Source organism: Bacillus sp. FSL W8-0183 (genome assembly GCF_038006825.1).
GTDB classification, from domain to species: domain Bacteria; phylum Bacillota; class Bacilli; order Bacillales; family Bacillaceae; genus Bacillus; species Bacillus altitudinis.
This window is the reverse complement of sequence record NZ_JBBOVY010000001.1, coordinates 1745344-1764150: the sequence shown is the minus strand read 5'-3', so window position 1 is coordinate 1764150 and position 18807 is coordinate 1745344. Positions and strand designations below refer to the sequence as shown.

The 18807-nt window shown below is 42.0% G+C and carries 19 protein-coding genes; all 19 read right to left on the bottom strand.

Annotation, left to right across the window (positions count from 1 at the left end; genetic code table 11):
• Nucleotides 1-39: 39 nt before the first annotated feature.
• Nucleotides 40-1707, bottom strand: a complete 1668-nt coding sequence (gene rnjB / locus NSQ64_RS09220) for a ribonuclease J2 (RefSeq protein ID WP_008344715.1) — start codon at nt 1705-1707, stop codon at nt 40-42.
• A gap of 171 nt (nt 1708-1878) precedes the next feature.
• Nucleotides 1879-2745: a 4-hydroxy-tetrahydrodipicolinate synthase gene (gene dapA, locus NSQ64_RS09215; protein ID WP_268382641.1), complete on the bottom strand. Its 867-nt coding sequence runs from the start codon at nt 2743-2745 to the stop codon at nt 1879-1881.
• Nucleotides 2746-2775: 30 nt separating this feature from the next.
• Nucleotides 2776-3990, bottom strand: a complete 1215-nt coding sequence (gene dapG, locus NSQ64_RS09210; RefSeq protein ID WP_019744173.1) for an aspartate kinase — start codon at nt 3988-3990, stop codon at nt 2776-2778.
• Between the two features lie 92 nt (nt 3991-4082).
• Nucleotides 4083-5102 (bottom strand): aspartate-semialdehyde dehydrogenase, encoded by a 1020-nt coding sequence (asd, locus tag NSQ64_RS09205; protein ID WP_017359063.1) that lies wholly within the window; start codon nt 5100-5102, stop codon nt 4083-4085.
• A gap of 139 nt (nt 5103-5241) precedes the next feature.
• Entirely contained in the window at nt 5242-5835 is a 594-nt protein-coding gene (gene dpaB, locus NSQ64_RS09200; RefSeq protein WP_017367267.1) for a dipicolinate synthase subunit B, read from the bottom strand.
• Entirely contained in the window at nt 5832-6734 is a 903-nt protein-coding gene (gene dpaA / locus NSQ64_RS09195; RefSeq protein WP_017359065.1) for a dipicolinic acid synthetase subunit A, read from the bottom strand. Before dpaA ends, dpaB begins: the two co-directional genes overlap by 4 nt.
• Nucleotides 6735-7062: 328 nt before the next feature.
• Nucleotides 7063-7335, bottom strand: coding sequence for a YlmC/YmxH family sporulation protein (locus NSQ64_RS09190; protein WP_008344726.1), 273 nt, complete (start codon nt 7333-7335; stop codon nt 7063-7065).
• 69 nt (nt 7336-7404) lie between these two features.
• A complete protein-coding gene (locus NSQ64_RS09185) occupies nt 7405-8325 on the bottom strand; it encodes an aminoglycoside phosphotransferase family protein (protein ID WP_024720373.1) in 921 nt (306 codons plus the stop codon).
• A gap of 73 nt (nt 8326-8398) precedes the next feature.
• Complete coding sequence (locus NSQ64_RS09180) at nt 8399-9628, bottom strand: M16 family metallopeptidase (RefSeq protein WP_007499520.1); 1230 nt, start codon at nt 9626-9628, stop codon at nt 8399-8401.
• 33 nt (nt 9629-9661) lie between these two features.
• Entirely contained in the window at nt 9662-10615 is a 954-nt protein-coding gene (locus NSQ64_RS09175) for a polysaccharide deacetylase family protein (RefSeq protein ID WP_375830612.1), read from the bottom strand.
• Between the two features lie 125 nt (nt 10616-10740).
• Nucleotides 10741-12858 (bottom strand): polyribonucleotide nucleotidyltransferase, encoded by a 2118-nt coding sequence (gene pnp / locus NSQ64_RS09170; RefSeq protein WP_007499522.1) that lies wholly within the window; start codon nt 12856-12858, stop codon nt 10741-10743.
• A 183-nt stretch (nt 12859-13041) separates the two neighbouring features.
• Nucleotides 13042-13311: a 30S ribosomal protein S15 gene (gene rpsO / locus NSQ64_RS09165; protein ID WP_008354438.1), complete on the bottom strand. Its 270-nt coding sequence runs from the start codon at nt 13309-13311 to the stop codon at nt 13042-13044.
• Nucleotides 13312-13466: 155 nt separating this feature from the next.
• Nucleotides 13467-14417 (bottom strand): bifunctional riboflavin kinase/FAD synthetase, encoded by a 951-nt coding sequence (gene ribF, locus NSQ64_RS09160; RefSeq protein WP_058337341.1) that lies wholly within the window; start codon nt 14415-14417, stop codon nt 13467-13469.
• Between the two features lie 18 nt (nt 14418-14435).
• A complete protein-coding gene (gene truB, locus NSQ64_RS09155; RefSeq protein ID WP_024720372.1) occupies nt 14436-15365 on the bottom strand; it encodes a tRNA pseudouridine(55) synthase TruB in 930 nt (309 codons plus the stop codon).
• A 68-nt stretch (nt 15366-15433) separates the two neighbouring features.
• On the bottom strand, nt 15434-15784 hold the full coding sequence (rbfA, locus tag NSQ64_RS09150) for a 30S ribosome-binding factor RbfA (RefSeq protein ID WP_007499525.1): 351 nt from the start codon (nt 15782-15784) through the stop codon (nt 15434-15436).
• A 17-nt stretch (nt 15785-15801) separates the two neighbouring features.
• Complete coding sequence (locus NSQ64_RS09145) at nt 15802-16080, bottom strand: DUF503 domain-containing protein (protein WP_017359071.1); 279 nt, start codon at nt 16078-16080, stop codon at nt 15802-15804.
• Complete coding sequence (gene infB, locus NSQ64_RS09140; RefSeq protein WP_007499526.1) at nt 16077-18197, bottom strand: translation initiation factor IF-2; 2121 nt, start codon at nt 18195-18197, stop codon at nt 16077-16079. Before infB ends, NSQ64_RS09145 begins: the two co-directional genes overlap by 4 nt.
• Nucleotides 18198-18216: 19 nt before the next feature.
• Complete coding sequence (locus tag NSQ64_RS09135; protein WP_007499528.1) at nt 18217-18519, bottom strand: YlxQ family RNA-binding protein; 303 nt, start codon at nt 18517-18519, stop codon at nt 18217-18219.
• Nucleotides 18512-18796, bottom strand: a complete 285-nt coding sequence (gene rnpM, locus NSQ64_RS09130; protein ID WP_008344742.1) for an RNase P modulator RnpM — start codon at nt 18794-18796, stop codon at nt 18512-18514. Before rnpM ends, NSQ64_RS09135 begins: the two co-directional genes overlap by 8 nt.
• Between the last annotated feature and the right edge of the window lie 11 nt (nt 18797-18807).

Below are 18807 nucleotides of genomic sequence, written 5' to 3'. Positions count from 1 at the left end.
AAAAAGCCCAAAGAGCTTGTGCTCTTTGGACTTTTCTCATCACACTTCCATAATAATTGGAATGATCATTGGCTTACGTTTTGTTTTTTCATATAGGAATTGATTTAGTACATCGCGCATGGATTGTTTCAGTGTTGACCATTCAACAATTGAGTTTTCCGTTTGCTCTTTCACAATCCCTTTGACCATTTCTGTTGCTTTCACAATCAGCTCTTCGGATTCTCTCACATAAACAAATCCTCTTGTGATGATCTCAGGTCCAGAAATTAATTGTTTCTTTTGTTTATCGAGCGTAATGACCACAATTAAGATGCCATCTTGAGACAATAGTCGTCTATCACGCAAGACAATATTCCCAATATCACCAACACCAAGACCGTCGATCAAAATGTTCCCTTGATGTACTTTTTCACCGATTTTGACGTTTTGACCTCTAAATTCCACAACATCCCCTTTATCAATTAAGAAAATGTCGCTTCGTTTCATGCCCACTTCTTCAGCAATACGAGAATGTGCTTTTTGCATGCGATATTCGCCGTTTACTGGAATTAAATACTTTGGCTTCAGTAAGTTCAGCATGAGCTTTAACTCTTCTTGACAGCCATGTCCAGATACATGCACACGTTTTTGAGCAAAAATCACTTGTGCTCCGCTTCTTGTAAGGAAATCCACCGTTTTTGAATAGGTGAGTTCTTGTCCTGGAAGAGGTGTAGACGCAATCACAACCGTGTCATCTTTTTCAATATGAAGCTGTTTGTGATTTTGTTTCGCCATTTTTGTTAAAGCAGCGAGAGGCTCACCGTGGCTTCCTGCTGTGAGAATGACCACACTGTTTTTCGCCATTTTTTTCACTTCTTGGACTGGAACAAATAATTCTTCGTCTGCTGTCACATAACCAAGTTTGATCGCAAGCTGAAGCGTTGTCATCATATTTTTCCCTGCTACTGCAAGCTTACGGCCATTTTGGTTTGTGGCATTAATGATTTGCTGTACACGATTAATATTTGATGAAGATACAGCGACAATCACACGATTTTCAGCATTGTACATCGCATTTGAGATTTCGTCTTGGACGAGCGCCTCAGAAGGTGTATAGCCTGGTTTTTCAGCATTTGCACTGTCTGAAAGAAGTGCTAAAACGCCATTGTTTCCAATTTTCGCAATCTCTCCGATGTCACAGGCTTGGTTAAGCGCTGGGGTTTGATCAAATTTAAAATCACCTGTGCATACGATTGAACCAAGAGATGTTTTGAAGCTGATTCCGACTGAATCAGGAATACTGTGATTCGTTCTAAAGAACGATACCTTTGTTGTTTCAAATGTAATGACTGACTTTGCATGAACCTCTCGCAAATCAGCTTTTTGATTGAAGCCGTATTGCTTTAACTTTTCTCGAAGTAACGCAAGGGTCAGCTTCGTGCCGTAAACTGGTACAGACAATTTGCTTAAGCAATGGAATACGCCTCCGATTGCTTCATCATGTCCGTGGGTAAGAAAAATTGCTTTCACCCGATCAGCTCGTTCTGTTAAATAAGAGATATCAGGAATGACCACGTCAATGCCTAGCATTTCGTTTTCTGGATGCATGAGTCCTGCATCTACAACATATATGTCGGAATCAATCTCAATGACATATAAGTTTTTCCCGATTTCTCCAACGCCTCCCAGTGCAATAATTCTTACGTTCTCTGTATTTTTCTTTTTCAAAATTCTTATCCTCCTAGTCTCAAGCCCGTCCATCATCGCTTAATGCTATTATAACTGAATCTAATTTTAGAAAACAAGATGAAGTCACATTTTAAGAAAGTGTTTATGTATAAAAAACGGTCATACTCAGGGACATCTGAGAATGACCGCTTACGAATTTTTTTGTTTTGATCAGCTGTTTAATACGCTGCTTAAATTCAGTCTCTCTTCTTCTGATAAAGGTAAAAGCGGGAGTCGAACGGATCCGACATCTAATCCTTTCAGCTGAAGAGCTGTTTTGACAGGCGTTGGATTTGGCGCTGAGAACAGCTGGTTCATAATCGGCACCAGCTTTTGATGAATCAATGCCGCATTCGCTGTTTGTCCTGAAGCGTAGCTTTTTAGCATTTGCTGCATATCAAGGCCTACGATATGAGAAGCCACAGAGACGACCCCTTTTGCACCAACCGCAACCGCAGGAAGCGTTAGGCTGTCGTCACCAGAGTAAACGTCAAAATCTTCTGGTGTCTCTGCAATGATTTTTGTCATGGCATCTAGATCACCGCTTGCTTCTTTGATTGCGACAATGTTCGGTATTTGCGCAAGCTTAATCGTTGTTTCTGGTGCTAATGAAGCAACCGTTCTTCCTGGTACATTGTAAAGCATGACAGGAAGAGATGTAGACTCGGCAATTGCTTTAAAGTGTGCATACATGCCTTCCTGTGATGGCTTGTTGTAGTAAGGTACGACAAGCATCACTGCATCAACGCCCGATTCTTCTGCTTTTTTCGTTAGTTTAATAGACGCATTTGTGTTATTACTGCCTGTTCCTGCAATGATTTTACAACGACCATTTGCTAATTTCACCGATTGCTGAAAAAGAGCGACTTTTTCTTCAGTCGATAAAGTTGGCGATTCGCCTGTTGTCCCTGCAACGACTAAAGAGTCACTGCCGTTTTTTAACAAGTAATCAATGAGAATTGATAGCTTTTGGAAATCAATGTTGCCCTTTTTATCAAAAGGTGTAATCATAGCTGTTGCGATATTTCCGAAATTCATTTTTTTCACCTCATCATGATTCAATCACATTTATCTTGAAAGTTCAAACACTTCATGAAGGGCATTAACAGCCGCTCTCATGTTTTCTTCGTTCACTAACACCCAAATCGTCGTATGACTGTCAGCGGACTGTAAGATCGGAATATTTTGCTCAGATAGTGCAGATACAATTTTAGATGTGACACCTGGTACACCCATAATGCCTGCTCCAACAGCTGATACCTTTGCACAGTTTGTCGTGACAATCGGCGTATAGCCCAGATCTTTTAGGATCGCCGTTGCTTTTTCAGTCATTGCACCTGTCACCGTATAGACGATTTCGCTCGGTGTAATGTTGAAGAAATCGACACTGATTTGGGCATTTGCCATTGCTTTAAAGACTTCTGTTTGTACGCTGTACTGTCCCTCTTTAGCTGGGACTTTGATTTGTGTGACATCATTGACATGTGCAATACCCGTAATCAGGCGGTCGTACACATCATGACTCATTTTATCTGAGTAGTGTGATGTCACGAGTGTGCCCTCATCATCAGAGTATGTTGAACGGACCCTCATTGGTACTTTTGCTTGCATGGCAATTTCAACAGCTCTAGGGTGAATGACTTTTGCCCCTTGGTATGCGAGGTTACAAATTTCTGTGTATGTCACGACTCTCAGTGGTTTTGCATTTTCTACGATACGTGGATCTGCTGTCATGACCCCTTCTACATCTGTAAAAATATCGATGAAATCTGCCTGCAATGCAGCGCCTAACGCAGCAGCTGACGTATCACTGCCGCCTCGTCCGATTGTTGTCACGTCTCCATTTTTTGCAGCGCCTTGGAATCCAGCAACGACAACCACATCATGCTCTGAAAGTGCCGCCTCAAGACGTTCACACTTCATGTCAATAATTTTCGCATTTGTATGTTCTTTATCTGTCACAAAGCCTGCCTGTGATCCTGTCATCGCAACAGCCTTTAGCCCGTTTTCATTCAGCATACTTGAAAAAACAACAGCTGAAATATTTTCTCCGCAAGACACGAGTAAATCTTTTTCTCGGTTTGTCATATGCTGCGCATTGCCGTAAAGCAGACCAAGTAGCGTATCTGTCGCATAAGGATCGCCTTTTCGTCCCATCGCAGACACGACAACGACCGATTTATAGCCTTTCTCTTTTGCAGATAGGATATGTGCAAGTGCCCTTTTTCTCCCTTGATCATCTTTGACAGATGTACCGCCAAATTTTTGGACAATTATTTTCACTGTTTTCACTCCAAGTTCATTCTGACGTAACAGAAGAGAGCAGGCGAAAGATGCCTAACTCTCTTCTATTCGTCCTCATCATCCATTGAATGTTAAACTAATTTTAATGCTCGTAAGCTTTCTGCAATTTGAACGGAGTTCCATGCAGCGCCTTTTAGCAGGTTATCAGATACAATCCACATATGGAAGCCATTTGGACGATCCAAATCCTTCCGAATGCGGCCGACAAATACGTCGTTTTTACCAACAGCATCTGCAGGCATTGGATAAATTTGCTGAGACGGATCATCTTGTAATGTGATGCCTGGTGCATCTTTTAGGATGGACTTGACGTCATCAACCGTTGCGTCATTTGATTCAAGTTCAACGTAAACCGATTCTGAATGACCCGTTTCAATTGGCAGTCTCACACATGTTGCCGCTACTTCTAGCTCTGGCAAGTGCATGATTTTTTTCGTTTCATTGATCATTTTCATTTCTTCAAATGTATAGCCATTGTCTTGGAATTTATCAATTTGCGGAATCGCATTAAAGGCAATTTGATAAGGCATGACTTCTGGTTTCACATCTTCTTTATTTAAAATGGCTTGCGACTGGCTGTACAGTTCGTCAATGGCTTCATGTCCTGCACCTGATACTGCTTGGTAAGTAGACACAATGACTTTTTTCATGCCATACGCTTGACGAAGCGGTTCTAGCGCCGCCACCATTTGAATCGTTGAACAGTTAGGGTTTGCAATGATCCCTTGATGGTCATGCAAATCTTTTTCGTTTACCTCTGGTACGACAAGAGGGGTATTTTCGTCCATACGAAAAGCACTTGTATTATCGACAACAATTGCACCTCGTTTGACCGCTTCAGGAGCTAGCGCTTTGGAAACATTTCCTCCCGCACTGAATAGTGCAATATTGACCCCTTCAAAGCTTTCAGGTGTTGCTTCTTGAACGGTATACTCTTGACCTCTGAATGTCACTTTTGTTCCAGCAGAACGTTTTGAGGATAGTAGAGTAAGTGTATCCATTTCAAAATCTCTGTCAGCTAGTGTTTTTAACATTTGTTGACCGACAGCTCCAGTCGCTCCAACTACAGCTACATGCAATCCTCTTCCCATCAGTAAAACTCCTTCCGACCCATCCATGATTCTTTTCTTTCGGATGGCCATCCTATGACTTTTTACATTTTATTTTACCATAGAAAAGCAAGGCTTGAAGTACCTTTTTTGAATCTTTCATGATTTTCTAGTGAATCTATTATTCGTTTGATCCAATTAAAATGGGCTGAATTTGTCTATGCTCGAGCGCCTCTTCTACTGTTTTCGTCAGTAGATCCATATGCGCTACCATGGAAGTCGGTTTTTTGAATGGATCATCTTGGCCGAATGGAATAAAGAAAATGTTCTTTGTCGACATGAGTCTCATGAGATTTGTACCATTTAAACCTAATGCATCATTGGTGGAAATGCCTAAAACGACAGGGCGATGATTACGAATGGTCGCCTTAGCAGCCATTAAGACTGGACTGTCTGTCAGTGCATTTGCAAATTTCGCCATTGAATTGCCTGTTAAAGGCGCAATGACCATACAATCAAGTGGAAGTTTTGGTCCAAGCGGCTCTGCTTTGACGATTGAGTCAATCGCTTGAAATCCTGTCAGCTTCTCAATCCGCTCAATCCAGTCCGCTCCTTCTCCGAATCTCGTATTCGTATTTTGCACCGTATATGACACGACAGGACGCACTTCTGCCCCTTCTTTCACGAGTGATTCGATTTGCGGAAAAACGGCTTCGTACGTGCAGTGAGAACCTGTTAAACCAAAGCCGATTCTTTTCCCTTTTAGTGTAGTCATGATTCCATCCCCCTTTTTTCCTCCGCAAGTTCACATAAGAGACCAGAAAGCACTTTTGCAATGATCTGCCCGGCTGTCTTTGGTGCCACAATCCCTGGAAGTCCTGGTGCAAGAAGCGCCTTCACTCCATGCTTTTGTGCAAAGTCAAAGTCTGTTCCACCTGGGCGGGAGGCGATATCCAAAATGAGTGTCTTTGGTGTCATGCTGACGATGACAGATGAATCTAATACTAAGCTTGGAATCGTATTAATGATGATGTCGACATCCGTTACTTCATCTTTTAAACGGTCCATTGAAAATGGATCAAGTCCCATCTCAAAGGCTCGCGCTAAATGGGCTGTATCCGCAGCACCAACTTTCACTTCCGCACCTAGCGCCCGAAATGTGCGGGCAATGGTGAGCCCTGTTCGACCAAGTCCGAGAACAGCGACATGTGACCCATGAATCGTATAGTCCGTTTGCTGAATGGCCATCATGATAATCCCTTCAACTGTTGGAATAGAGTTATATATGGCAATATCATCTCGCTCAAACAGCTTCACAAGCTTCCGGTTCACCTGCTTTGCCATATTGTCTAAGTACATATTAGAAATACCTGAGTACAAGGTACAATGTGCAGGGGTTCTTTCTAAATATTTAGCTTCTAGCACGACCTTCTCATTTGAAAAAACGGTGGCAACGACCCCTTCGTCTGTAGCACCTGATACCGGAAGGATCATACTATCCACTTGTTCAAATGGAAGCTCTGACATTTTCAGCTTTTCAGCACCAATAAATCCATGATCCAGCTGATCAAATCCGACCAAAAACACTTTGGCATGCTGCTGTGACAGCTTGCGAATGATTTCAAGCTGCCTAGCATCTCCCCCGATCACCGCAACCGTTAAACCGCTCAACATACTGACCGTTCACCTTCTTTATTTAAAAAAGTCTGTAATATTTTCCGAATCTCCCTTTCAGCATATGAGGAGAGGATTCAGCCTGTGAACAAATCGGGGAGAGAAAAGAAAAAGAGCACCCATTTATTGTGGGTGCCCTTTCAAATCATGGACAAAGAGCTAAAACGATCTTGATTTTAGCCCTTTGTCTTTTTTTCAGCGTGATAGAAAACCTTTGCAGCCCTAGGAAGGACGAGTACTGGCGCGGAGCGAATTTGACATTCGTGAGCACCAGCACGCAGGACTGATAAAGAATGCGAGAGTTTGTCTACACGCTGAGAGCACCCTTTTATGATGGGTGCTCTTTTTCTCCGTGCGGCTGAAGTTCTTCAGGCACATCGAGAATGATCATATCTGATCCTATTTTTTGAATGTGATTCCACGGAACGCGGATGTCATTTCCTTGTTTTCGAAAGCCAAACCATTTGACGGAAGGTATGATGAGTGCTGTAATTTGACCGTCCTGTTCATTTATTTCAAGGTCGGTTTGTCCAAGCACGCCAAGCCGCTCCGCTCTTTTAATATCGACGATCTCTTTTCCTGACAGCTCACTCAGCCTCAAAATCGCATCACTCCCCTTCCATATCATATATGCAGCAGGGAGGGGGAATAGACCGTCCCGTTCTACACGTCACGAATGAAGCCAATCTGTATACCAAACTGGCGTCAGTTGAGTAAAACGCTTATGGTCTGTCAGCATTCTCTCCACTCGATTCACCATGTCTTTTACATGCCCCGGGTCATAGGATAACGTCCAAACAATAGAAGAAAAACAGCTCATGGCTGTATAGATGGAAAAAAGAAGCCAAAAATCATGTGTTGTCTGCGTACTTAAATAGGCATCCAATTGCCCGGCTGAAAATGGAATGCTTCTTTCTCGACTAAATAAAGACAGTTTATAAAAGTCATGAATCGGATCGCCCCAGTCGGATTGATCAAAGTCGATCGCCCCAGCATATTGATGACGCTGTATAATGATATTCCCTAAATGAAAATCATCATGCTGGAACTGGTTTGGCCTCCCTTTTACCGCATCAGCATGTGACTGAATAAAATCTAATACGAACTGATCATGGGAAAAGGTCACTCCGCTTGATTGATAGGCATGTACATACCGTTCATGTTTCGCTAATACCTTCTTATCCCAGGGGGCTGCATAAAAAGGGGCATCGCATGTATGCATGATACTCAAGTCTCTGCCTGCCCGCCTTCCGATTTCATACTGCTCTTCTTCTGTGAGCAGATGAATGGATGCTCTAGCAATCTCTCCTTCGATAAATGGAAAAATACGAAAGGTACAGTTTTGTTCAGCACTCACTCCGACCTCCATCACTTCAGAACAAATAACGCCTCGATTTTTTAACTTCTGCTGAATGGACGCTTTCTTTTTCAAACTGGAATATTTCTGAATGTCTGATAGCTTGAGTACTAGCTTTTCACTAGGCGTTATGACCAAAAAGGTGCGGTCTCCCGAAAATCCAGATGTCATCGGCTGGAAAGAGATGGCTTGTTTAAGAAGCGGAGATAGCTGTTTCAGTTTTTCGTGTTTCATGAACGCAGGGCCCCTTTCTTCTTGGTATACAATAAACGGCAGACCTCTTGAGAAGTCTGCCGTGTTGTTTACATTATGATGGCTGATCACCCGTTGGACTAATAAGCGAGAGAGCATAATCTTCTGTAAAGATTCTTTTCGATAAATTGTTCACGCCGTCTAATGAGACGCGATTGATTTCATCAATAATTTCATCAAGCGTACGATGTTTGCCAAGGAGTAATTCATTTTTACCATTTCGGCTCATCTTGCTGTTTGTGCTTTCAAGACTAAGCATGAGGTTGCCTTTCATTTGCTCCTTAGAGTTTTCAAGTTCTTTCTGCGTAATTCCCTCACGTTTTAAGACGTCTAATGTTTGTAAGATGGTTTCAGATAGCAGATTTAGCTGCTTCGCTCCAGTTCCACCATAGATCGTCAGCATTCCGTTATCTGCAAATGAACTATGATAGCTGAATACAGAATACGCAAGTCCTTTATCTTCTCTTACATCTTGGAACAACCGGCTGCTCATGCTACCGCCTAGAACATTATTTAAGACGATTAAGTCATAGATGCCCTGATCTCCAGCAGGAAGTCCGTTAAAGCCCATGCAAAGATGCGCCTGTTCTGTTTCCTTTTTGCGTGTCAGTTTGTCATAGTGGAATTGCGGGGCTTCGACAGGCTGCTTTTTCCCCTTTCCTTCATACGAGCCAAATAATGTTTCGACCTCACGAATGAAGGTGTCATCGACGTTCCCTGCTACAGAGATGACGACGCGATCCGGCGTATAGAATTCGTCCATATATTTTCTAAGGGAATCTCCGTTAAAAGTAGAGAGTGTTTCCTCTGTCCCTAAAATCGGATAACCTAATGAATGATCACCGTAAATAGCTTTGCTTAACAAATCATGAACGATGTCATCAGGAGTATCTTCATACATTTTAATTTCTTCATAGACCACATTTTTTTCTTTCTTCAGCTCTTCTTCGTCAAAAGCAGAGTTGAAAAACATGTCACTCAACACATCGAGGGCATACCCAGCATGTGAATCAAGTACCTTTGCATAATAGCAAGTATATTCTTTTGACGTAAAGGCATTCACTTGACCACCAATGCGGTCAAAGGATTCTGCGATATCACGTGCAGATCTCGTCTTTGTTCCTTTAAAGAACATATGCTCTAAAAAGTGTGAGATCCCATTTACTTCTGGTGTCTCATGTCTAGAACCTGTTCCAATCCAGACGCCAATTGCGACAGACCTTACAGTGGGATTGTTTTCAAGTACAATTCTTACTCCGTTTTGGCATGTATACGTTTTGACCAAGTTTTGCTCCTCCTATTCAACAAACAGATCGCATCACGGATGTCTTTTTTCACTTAGGAGGTCAGAAACCGTTCCTAATTCATATCCTCTTTCTTTGATTTGAGTGATAAGTGCGTCAAGACTTCTCGCTGTTGCGTCTGTTGGATGCATTAATATCATCGCCCCATTGTGAATTTTCCCAAGCACTCGTTTTTGTAATACAGCTGGTGATGGTTTTTGCCAGTCGATCGTGTCTACTGTCCACATAATGGTTTCCATTCCTTCTTGTTTCGCAAGCTTTACTGTTTCTTCTTTAAAGCTGCCACTTGGAGGCGCAAACCATATCGGTTTTTTTCCAAGGGATTCTTCAATTTGGCGATTTGTTTTAATCATCTGCTCTAATGCTCGTTCTCTTGTCAGTGTGCGCATATCCGGGTGATTGTATGAATGATTTCCAATTTCATGACCATCTGCCACGATTTTTTTAGCAAGGTCTGGACTGTTTTTCACCCATTTGCCTTCTAAGAAAAAGGTTGCCTTCACTTGATGCTTTTCTAGTGTATTCAACATCTTTGTTAAATGCTCGTCGCCCCAAGCTACATTGATCAGGAATGCATTCATCTTTTTGTCTGGATGTCCCTTATAGATAGGTTCAGCACCAAGTTCATGTAAATGGACAGATGGTTTTGTTTCTTTAAAAACAAGCAGCTTTTCATTAAAAGAGCCCTGTTTTTTCATTTTTTCGTAAGAAGCATCGATATCGACTGTCTGTCCGTTTAAACCAGGCATCTTTTTCCACACTTTATCAATCTTAGCATTTTGCGGCTTCTCTTCATAGTCAGAAGACTTCGATTCGATCTCTTGATACAGAATATCTTTTGAAACAGATGCTACCTCGGCGTGCTCTTTCATTGAATTCATATATGTAACAGCAGCCGGCTGCTTCATCGTTTGATATGACACGAGCAGTAAAAATACAAACACAAAGAATGGTATCGTTTTTTTCAATGGTTGTCCCTCCCCTTTACCACAAATTATGATGGGGAGAAACAAGCTAGAACTATTGTTGCGCGCAAGAAAAGAAAGAAGCCTGGCACGGATACCTGGCTTCTAACACATTTTATTTGTTCTCATTAAGACTGCTTTTCTTCTTTTTCCTTTTCTTCACGTAAAACAGCTTTACGAGAAAGGTTCACACGGCCTTGTTTATCGATCTCAGTGACTTTGACGAGTAGCTCGTCACCAATCTTCACGACATCTTCTACTTTGCCAACACGTTCAAGTGCAAGCTCAGAAATATGAACAAGTCCATCTTTGCCGCTGAAGATTTCAAGGAAGGCACCGAATTTTTCAATTCGTTTTACTTTACCTAAGTAAAGTTGGCCAACTTCAACTTCTCTGACAAGATCTTCAATGATTTTTTTAGCTTTTTGATTCATGTCTTCTTCAGTAGAAGAGATAAAGATTGTACCGTCTTGTTCAATATCAATTTTCACACCGGTATCTTCAATGATTTTATTGATTTGTTTACCGCTTGGTCCAATGACATCGCGAATTTTATCTGGATTGATTGTCATCGTTAAGATTTTTGGTGCATAACGTGACAATTCTCCTCTAGAAGCTGGAATCGTTGACAGCATGCTATCTAAAATTTCCATTCTTCCTTTTTTCGCTTGTTGAAGTGCTTCTTCTAAAATGTCTTTTGATAGACCATCGATTTTGATGTCCATTTGAAGCGCTGTTACACCTTTAGATGTACCTGCTACTTTAAAGTCCATATCTCCAAGTGCATCTTCCATTCCTTGAATGTCTGTCAGCACTGTGTAGTATTCACCAGATTTAACAAGTCCCATTGCAATCCCTGCAACTGGTGCTTTAATTGGAACACCTGCATCCATCATCGCAAGTGTGCTCGCACAAATACTTGCTTGTGAAGTAGAACCGTTTGATTCTAACACCTCAGACACAAGGCGAACCGTATAAGGGAAATCTTTTTCAGATGGAATGACTGGCTCTAATGCACGTTCGCCTAGCGCACCATGTCCAATCTCACGACGGCCTGGACCACGCATTGGACCGGTCTCACCAACACTGAATTGCGGGAAGTTATAATGGTGCATGAATCGCTTAGACTCTTCAACACCAAGACCATCAAGAATCTGTACATCACCAAGTGCACCTAATGTACAAATACTGAGTGCCTGTGTTTGGCCTCTTGTAAACAATCCTGAACCGTGCGTTCTTGGAAGAAGTCCTACTTCTGAAGAAAGTGGACGGATTTGATCGACGCCGCGTCCATCTGGACGTACCTTCTCTTCAGTAATAAGGCGGCGAACTTCGTTTTTCACAAGCTTATTTAAGACATCCTTCGCTTGTTTAATCGTTGCTTCGTCACGCTCTTCTTCTTCAAATTTTTGAACGACAGCTTTTTTCACAGCACTGATGGCATCTTCACGAGCATGCTTCTCATGTACTTGAATCGCTTTCAGTAGATCCGCTTCAGCAAGTTGTTTTACTTCCTCTGCTAATGCTTGATCGACTTCATATAAAGGAATATCGATTTTTTCTTTACCGACAGCTTTCACAATTTCTTCTTGGAATTCGATTAAGCGTTTGATCTCTTGATGGCCGTACATGATGGCTTCAAGCATTGTTTCTTCTGGTACTTCATCAGCACCAGCCTCTACCATGTTGATTGCATCTTTTGTTCCAGCTACAACAAGGTTGATATCGCTTTGTTCAAGCTGCTCAACATTTGGGTTGATGATGAGTTTTCCATCTACTCGTCCTACTGTCACGCCAGCGATTGGTCCCTCAAATGGAATGTCAGACACACATAAAGCTAAAGATGAGCCAAACATTGCAGCCATTTCAGATGAACAATCTTGATCCACACTCATGACAATACTAATGACTTGTACTTCATTTCTAAATCCGTCTGCAAATAGTGGACGGATCGGTCTGTCAATTAAGCGGCTCGCAAGGATTGCTTTTTCACTTGGGCGGCCTTCTCTTTTAATGAAACCACCAGGAATTTTACCAACTGCATATAATCTTTCTTCGTAGTTTACAGTGAGCGGGAAAAAATCAAGTGGTTTTGGTTCTTTAGAAGCTGTTGCTGAGCTAAGCACAGCCGTATCTCCGTAGCGTACGAGAACCGCTCCGTTTGCTTGCTTTGCAAGCTGGCCAGTTTCAACTGTCAGTTGACGTCCAGCCCAGTCTATGGTGAAGACTTGTTTCTCTTGTCCCATTCTGAGATAAACTCCTCTCTTGTCGTAAAGTTTTTAGGTTATTTCTTATTATGAACAAAATGATTTTCACATATCAATGTGAAAGCTGTATGTAGAAGGGTTTTTGCCATTCTTTCAACATTTTAACCATAAAATATTAGTGATTATACGATAAAAAAGCGGGAATCCTCCCGCTTTTTACGATTATCGACGTAAGCCTAGTTTGTTAATTAACTCACGGTAACGAGTTACGTCTTTATTACGTAGATACGTAAGAAGATTACGACGTCTACCTACCATTTTCAAAAGACCGCGACGTGAGTGGTGATCTTTCTTATGAGTACGTAAATGCTCGTTCAAGTTGTTAATTGATTCTGTTAGGACAGCGATCTGAACTTCTGGAGATCCAGTATCAGATTCGTGTGTTTTGAACTCATTAATTAATTGAGTTTTACGCTCTTGAGTAATAGCCATCCTGTTTCACCTCCAAATCATGTTAGCCCCATCTACCTCGCAACCGTCGGTGAAGTCGGCCTGCCAAGTAAGTGGTTTTAAAGCTACAGGAATTATCATACTAAAAATATGCCGATTTTGCAAATGATAGAGCGGTTTTTCTGCGATTTTTTTGTTTAATGAAGATGATCTTGAAAAAACTGAATCGCTTCTTCTTTATCTTGACTAATTTGAGCCGTTAATTCTTGGATACCGTTAAATTTTTGTTCACTGCGAATCCGTTTGTACCACTGTAATTTAATCGGTTCACCATAAATTTCTTCGTTAAAATCAAAAAGGTTCACTTCAATCGCAGGCTGATCAGGACGTTTTTCATAAAATGTTGGTTTGTAGCCAACGTTACAAACACCGTCATACACCTTGCCTTTCACTTCCGCTCTCACTGCATATACGCCTGTTGGCGGGATGATGTATTCAGCAGATAAACCAACATTGGCGGTTGGAAAGCCAATCGTGCGTCCTCGTTTATCTCCATGAATCACAATGCCGCGCAGCTGATACGGTTTCCCTAAAAGCTCACTCACATATTCAACGTCTCCATTTTTCAATGCGGAACGTATAAGGGTCGAGCTGACTTTCCGGTCTTGGTTGGAAAGCTTAGGTACAATGGTCGCAGCAATCCGCCCTTTCCCGTATTCGTCAAACGTTTCCATTGTGCCTGCACCAAACCGGCCGAAGGTAAAATCGAAACCAGCGACTGCATGCTTCACATTCAGTTCGTCCAAATATTGATCGACAAACTCTTGAGGAGACAGTGCGGCAAAGCTTTCGCTGAATTGCACAATGTATAAGTAGTCAGCACCTAATTGTTCGATAAAATCAATCTTATCTTCAAGCGGTGTGATTAAGTCTTTTGGTTCACGTGCTTTTTGCAGAACATGTGATGGATGCGGATGAAAAGTCATGACAGCTAGAGCTAAACCCTCTTTTTCCGCAATGTTTTTCGCTACATCAATCACTTTTTGGTGTCCGAGGTGAACACCGTCAAAATACCCTAAAGCCATCACAGACGGGACTTGATCCTTTTGATTCAATGTATGTGGGTGTGAAATATGTATAGTCTTCACGAGATGGTCACCTTTTCTTTAAGATTGCTTGTCCTGTGATAAAATCTTCGCCGGCTTCATCAGGTTCTGTTTGGTCGGGTGCTTCATATAAATCGCCATACAACGGCCTGAAGGAGCAAAGACAGCGACACGATCTTCCTCTGCAAAATGAGCAAATTCATCAGGCATAGGTAGGACTGCACCGTTTTCCACTTTACTTGCTAATGTATCATTTATCTCCCATTTCGGCAAATGATTGAGCGCACGCTCGATCGGCACAAGATGTTCCTCAACCGTTCCTTCCTCGCTGATCTCCCGCAACTCATCAAGAGTGATACATTCATCTAACGTAAAGTCACCAGATCCTATGCGAATGAGGTGAGACATGTGGGCTGGAAACCCGAGTTTTTTTCCGATATCGACGGCTAACGTTCTCACATATGTGCCTTTTGAACACAGTACGGTGAATCTAAAGGATACCTTTCCATTTTCAAATGTGACAGGTGTTGTCCGCTCGATGCGATGAATGGTAATTTCACGGCTTGGACGTTCAATTTCAATGCCTTGCCTTGCATATTCATAGAGCTTTTTTCCGCCAATTTTGACAGCAGAAAACATGGGGGGAATCTGTTCAATGGTTCCTTCAAATTGTTTCAACGCAGCATCAATGTCATCTTCTGACATCGGTACCGGCACCTTTTTTTCTTCTACTACTTCACCTGTTTGGTCTTCTGTTGTTGTAGAAAATCCAATGGTGATTTCCGCATCATACGTTTTCGATTTATCTGTTAAGTACTCCACAATTTTTGTCGCTCGTCCAATACAAATAGGCAGAACACCTGAAACCTCTGGATCGAGTGTCCCTGTATGTCCCACTTTTTTTGTGTGTAAAATCTTTCTCACTTTAAACACACAGTCGTGAGAGGTCATGCCTCTTTCTTTATGTAATAAAAGAACACCGTTTTGCACCTGCGTTCTCTCCTTTCATAAACGATGAAAAAGGACAGACGATCATCGCCTATCCTTATTTCAACGTCTTATTCGTGATCTTTTGTGTTTAGTTCAGCAATCAGGCTTTCAATTCGGTTACCGTAATCTACAGACTCATCGAATTCAAAGTGAAGCTCTGGTGTTTTGCGAAGTCTGATTCGATTGCCAATTTCAGAGCGGATATACCCTTTCGCCTTTGCAAGGCCTTTTAAGGTTTCCTCTCTTTTCTTCTCGTCGCCAAGAACAGAAATATAGACTTTGGCAATTTGCAAATCACCGGATACTTCAACATCCGTTACAGTCAAAAAGCCGATTCTTGGATCTTTTAGCTTTCTGCCAAGGATGTCGCCTAATTCTTTTTTCATTTGCTCACCCACACGGGTTGCTCTCATACTCATGATCTTATCACCTCTAGTTAAAACCACTCAGTTTTCGTGATCGTTCGTTCAATTTCCGGAAAAGAATCAATAAAGCTTAACACACGCTGAAGTTCCTTTTCCACTTGAACCCGGGAGGAGGAAATGACGGCGATTCCGATCGAAGTACGCTGCCATGTATCCTGATAGTCCATTTCAGCAATGGTCACATTGAATTTATGGCGCGTTCTTGTCATGATACGCTGCAGAACCGCACGTTTTTCCTTCAGTGAGGATGCATCATAGATCATACACTCACACTCGGTATAACCGATCATTTTCTTTCGATTTCTTGCATAACGAATGATTCCATGACATCACCTTCACGGATATCATTGTATTTCTTAATGGTAATACCACATTCATAGCCTTGTGAAACTTCTTTCACATCGTCTTTGAATCGTTTTAATACGTCGACTTCACCTTCAAAGATAACGACGCCATCACGAATTAAGCGGATACCACTGTCTCTAGTAATGGTACCTTCAGTGACATAGCCACCAGCAATTGTACCGATTTTTGATACTTTGAACGTTTGACGAACTTCAACTTGACCGATGACTTTTTCTTCATATTCAGGGTCAAGCATCCCTTTCATCGCAGCTTCAATTTCATCGATGACTTTGTAGATGATGCGGTGTAAGCGGATATCTACGTTTTCTGTTTCAGCTGTGCTCTTCGCATTGCCATCAGGACGTACGTTAAATCCGATCACAATCGCATTAGAAGCACTTGCTAAAATGATATCAGATTCTGTAATCGCTCCAACACCCGTATGGATGATTTTCACTTTGACGCCTTCTACTTCAATTTTTTGAAGAGCTGCCGTCAGTGCTTCAGCAGAACCTTGTACGTCTGCTTTTACGATTAAGTTGATATCTTTCACATCACCTTGTTTGATTTGCTCAAATAGGTCATCGAGAGATAATTTCGCTTTGTCTGAACGCTGTTCATCAAGTTGTTTAGACGCACGCGCCTCACCGACTTGACGAGCTGTTTTTTCATCTTTGAATACGAGGAACTGATCCCCTGCATGCGGTACATCATTTAAACCAGTGATTTCAACAGGTGTAGATGGTCCTGCTGTTTTCACGCGGCGTCCGATGTCATTGACCATTGCACGTACACGGCCAAATGTATTTCCGACAACGATTGGGTCACCTACTTGAAGTGTACCTGTTTGAACAAGAAGGGTTGCAACAGAACCTCTTCCTTTATCAAGCTCAGCCTCGATCACAGTTCCTTTTGCCGCACGATTTGGGTTGGCTTTTAGTTCTGCTACTTCGCTGACAAGAAGGATCATTTCGATCAATTCATCAATACCTTCACCTGTTTTCGCAGATAGTGGAACGAAAATCGTTTCGCCGCCCCAAGCCTCAGGTACAAGACCATGCTCAGTTAACTCCTGCATCACACGGTCAGGGTTCGCTGTTGGTTTGTCAATTTTATTGACAGCCACAATGATTGGCACCTCTGCCGCTTTTGCGTGGTTGATCGCTTCAATCGTTTGCGGCATGACACCGTCATCTGCTGCAACGACCAAGATCGTCGTATCTGTTACTTCAGCACCACGTGCTCGCATCGTAGTGAAAGCTGCGTGTCCTGGTGTATCAAGGAACGTGATTTTCTTACCGTTTTCTTCAATTTGGTATGCACCAATATGCTGCGTAATTCCACCCGCTTCGCCTTCAACAACTTTCGTTTTACGAATGCTGTCAAGAAGCGTTGTTTTCCCGTGGTCAACGTGTCCCATGATCGTTACTACTGGAGGGCGTACTTGCATATCTTCTTCTTTATCTTCAACTTCATACTTTTCAAGTTCAGTTTCTTCTAAAATGATCACTTCTTCTACTGGAACACCATATTCAGAAGCAATTAATTCGACTGTATCTTTGTCGAGCTCTTGGTTGATCGTAGCCATGACACCAAGCATCATCAGTTTTTTGATGATTTCAGCAGTTTCTTTGCCAAGCTCGTCAGCAAGCTGGCCGACTGTCATTGAATTTGTAAATTCAATTTTTTCAGGAAGCTCTTTTTTCGGCTTCACAGGTCTTGCTTGCTGATGCTGCGCCTTGTTGTTGCCGCCGCGTTTATTTTTGTTTTTGTTTTGGTTGTTGTTTTTTTTGTTTTTATTAAATTGATTATTCTGCACGTCATTCTTCTTTCTATCATTGTTTTTGTTAGATGATTGTTTTTTTTGTTCTGCGGGTTTCTCGTTAGCTGTCTCTTTTGCTTTGGCTTTTTTATAGATAGCGTCTAGCTTTTTCACAGTGTCGTCTTCAAGCGTCGCCATGTGGTTGTTCACTTCCACGTTCATATCCTTAAGCGCTGCTATAATATCTTTACTTGAAACATCTATGGCTTTTGCGTATTCATATACTCTCACTTTAGCCATTCGTTCACCCCCAAATAAATTAATCGAGCAAGCTTATGAGCTTCTTAGCGAAGCCTTGGTCAGTGACAGCGACAACTACGCGAGCTTCCTTCCCAATAGAACGTCCGAGAACGGAACGGTCTTCAACTTTTCTAACCGGAACATTGTAAAATTTGCATTTGTCAGATACCTTTTTCTCTGTGTTGGATGAGGCATCTGCTGCAAGAAGAACCAGCTTAGCACGCGCATGTCTAATTTCTTTGATCACCAGATCTTCTCCTGACACGACTTTACGAGCTCGATTTGCTAGACCAAGCAAAGGATACCATTCAGATTCAGTCATTAGGTTTTTTCACCTTTTCAGCTAGTTCTAGTAATTCTTCAAAAATGTGTTCGTCAATCTGTGTCTGAAATTGCTGCTGTAAACTACGTTTGTTCTTCGCCGCAAGAATGGTTTCTTTATCGAGAGAAAGGTAAGCGCCGCGCCCGTTCATTTTTCCGGTTGCGTCAACAGACACTTCACCTTCTTTTGAACGAACAACGCGAATCAGTTCTTTCTTTGGTTTCATTTCTCCCGTCACGACGCATTTTCTAAGCGGGATTTTTTTTCGGCTTTTCACCTTTTATATCA

Bases quoted from the DNA above. Each gene is read 5' to 3' on its own strand.
- dapA (WP_268382641.1), bottom strand. From the start codon at position 2,745: ATGAATTTCGGAAATATCGCAACAGCTATGATTACACCTTTTGATAAA.
- asd (WP_017359063.1), bottom strand. From the start codon at position 5,102: ATGGGAAGAGGATTGCATGTAGCTGTAGTTGGAGCGACTGGAGCTGTC.
- dpaB (WP_017367267.1), bottom strand. From the start codon at position 5,835: ATGACTACACTAAAAGGGAAAAGAATCGGCTTTGGTTTAACAGGTTCT.
- dpaA (WP_017359065.1), bottom strand. From the start codon at position 6,734: ATGTTGAGCGGTTTAACGGTTGCGGTGATCGGGGGAGATGCTAGGCAG.
- NSQ64_RS09185 (WP_024720373.1), bottom strand. From the start codon at position 8,325: ATGAAACACGAAAAACTGAAACAGCTATCTCCGCTTCTTAAACAAGCC.
- pnp (WP_007499522.1), bottom strand. From the start codon at position 12,858: ATGGGACAAGAGAAACAAGTCTTCACCATAGACTGGGCTGGACGTCAA.
- rpsO (WP_008354438.1), bottom strand. From the start codon at position 13,311: ATGGCTATTACTCAAGAGCGTAAAACTCAATTAATTAATGAGTTCAAA.
- rbfA (WP_007499525.1), bottom strand. From the start codon at position 15,784: ATGAGTATGAGAGCAACCCGTGTGGGTGAGCAAATGAAAAAAGAATTA.
- NSQ64_RS09145 (WP_017359071.1), bottom strand. From the start codon at position 16,080: ATGATCGGTTATACCGAGTGTGAGTGTATGATCTATGATGCATCCTCA.
- infB (WP_007499526.1), bottom strand. From the start codon at position 18,197: ATGGCTAAAGTGAGAGTATATGAATACGCAAAAGCCATAGATGTTTCA.
- NSQ64_RS09135 (WP_007499528.1), bottom strand. From the start codon at position 18,519: ATGACTGAATCTGAATGGTATCCTTTGCTTGGTCTAGCAAATCGAGCT.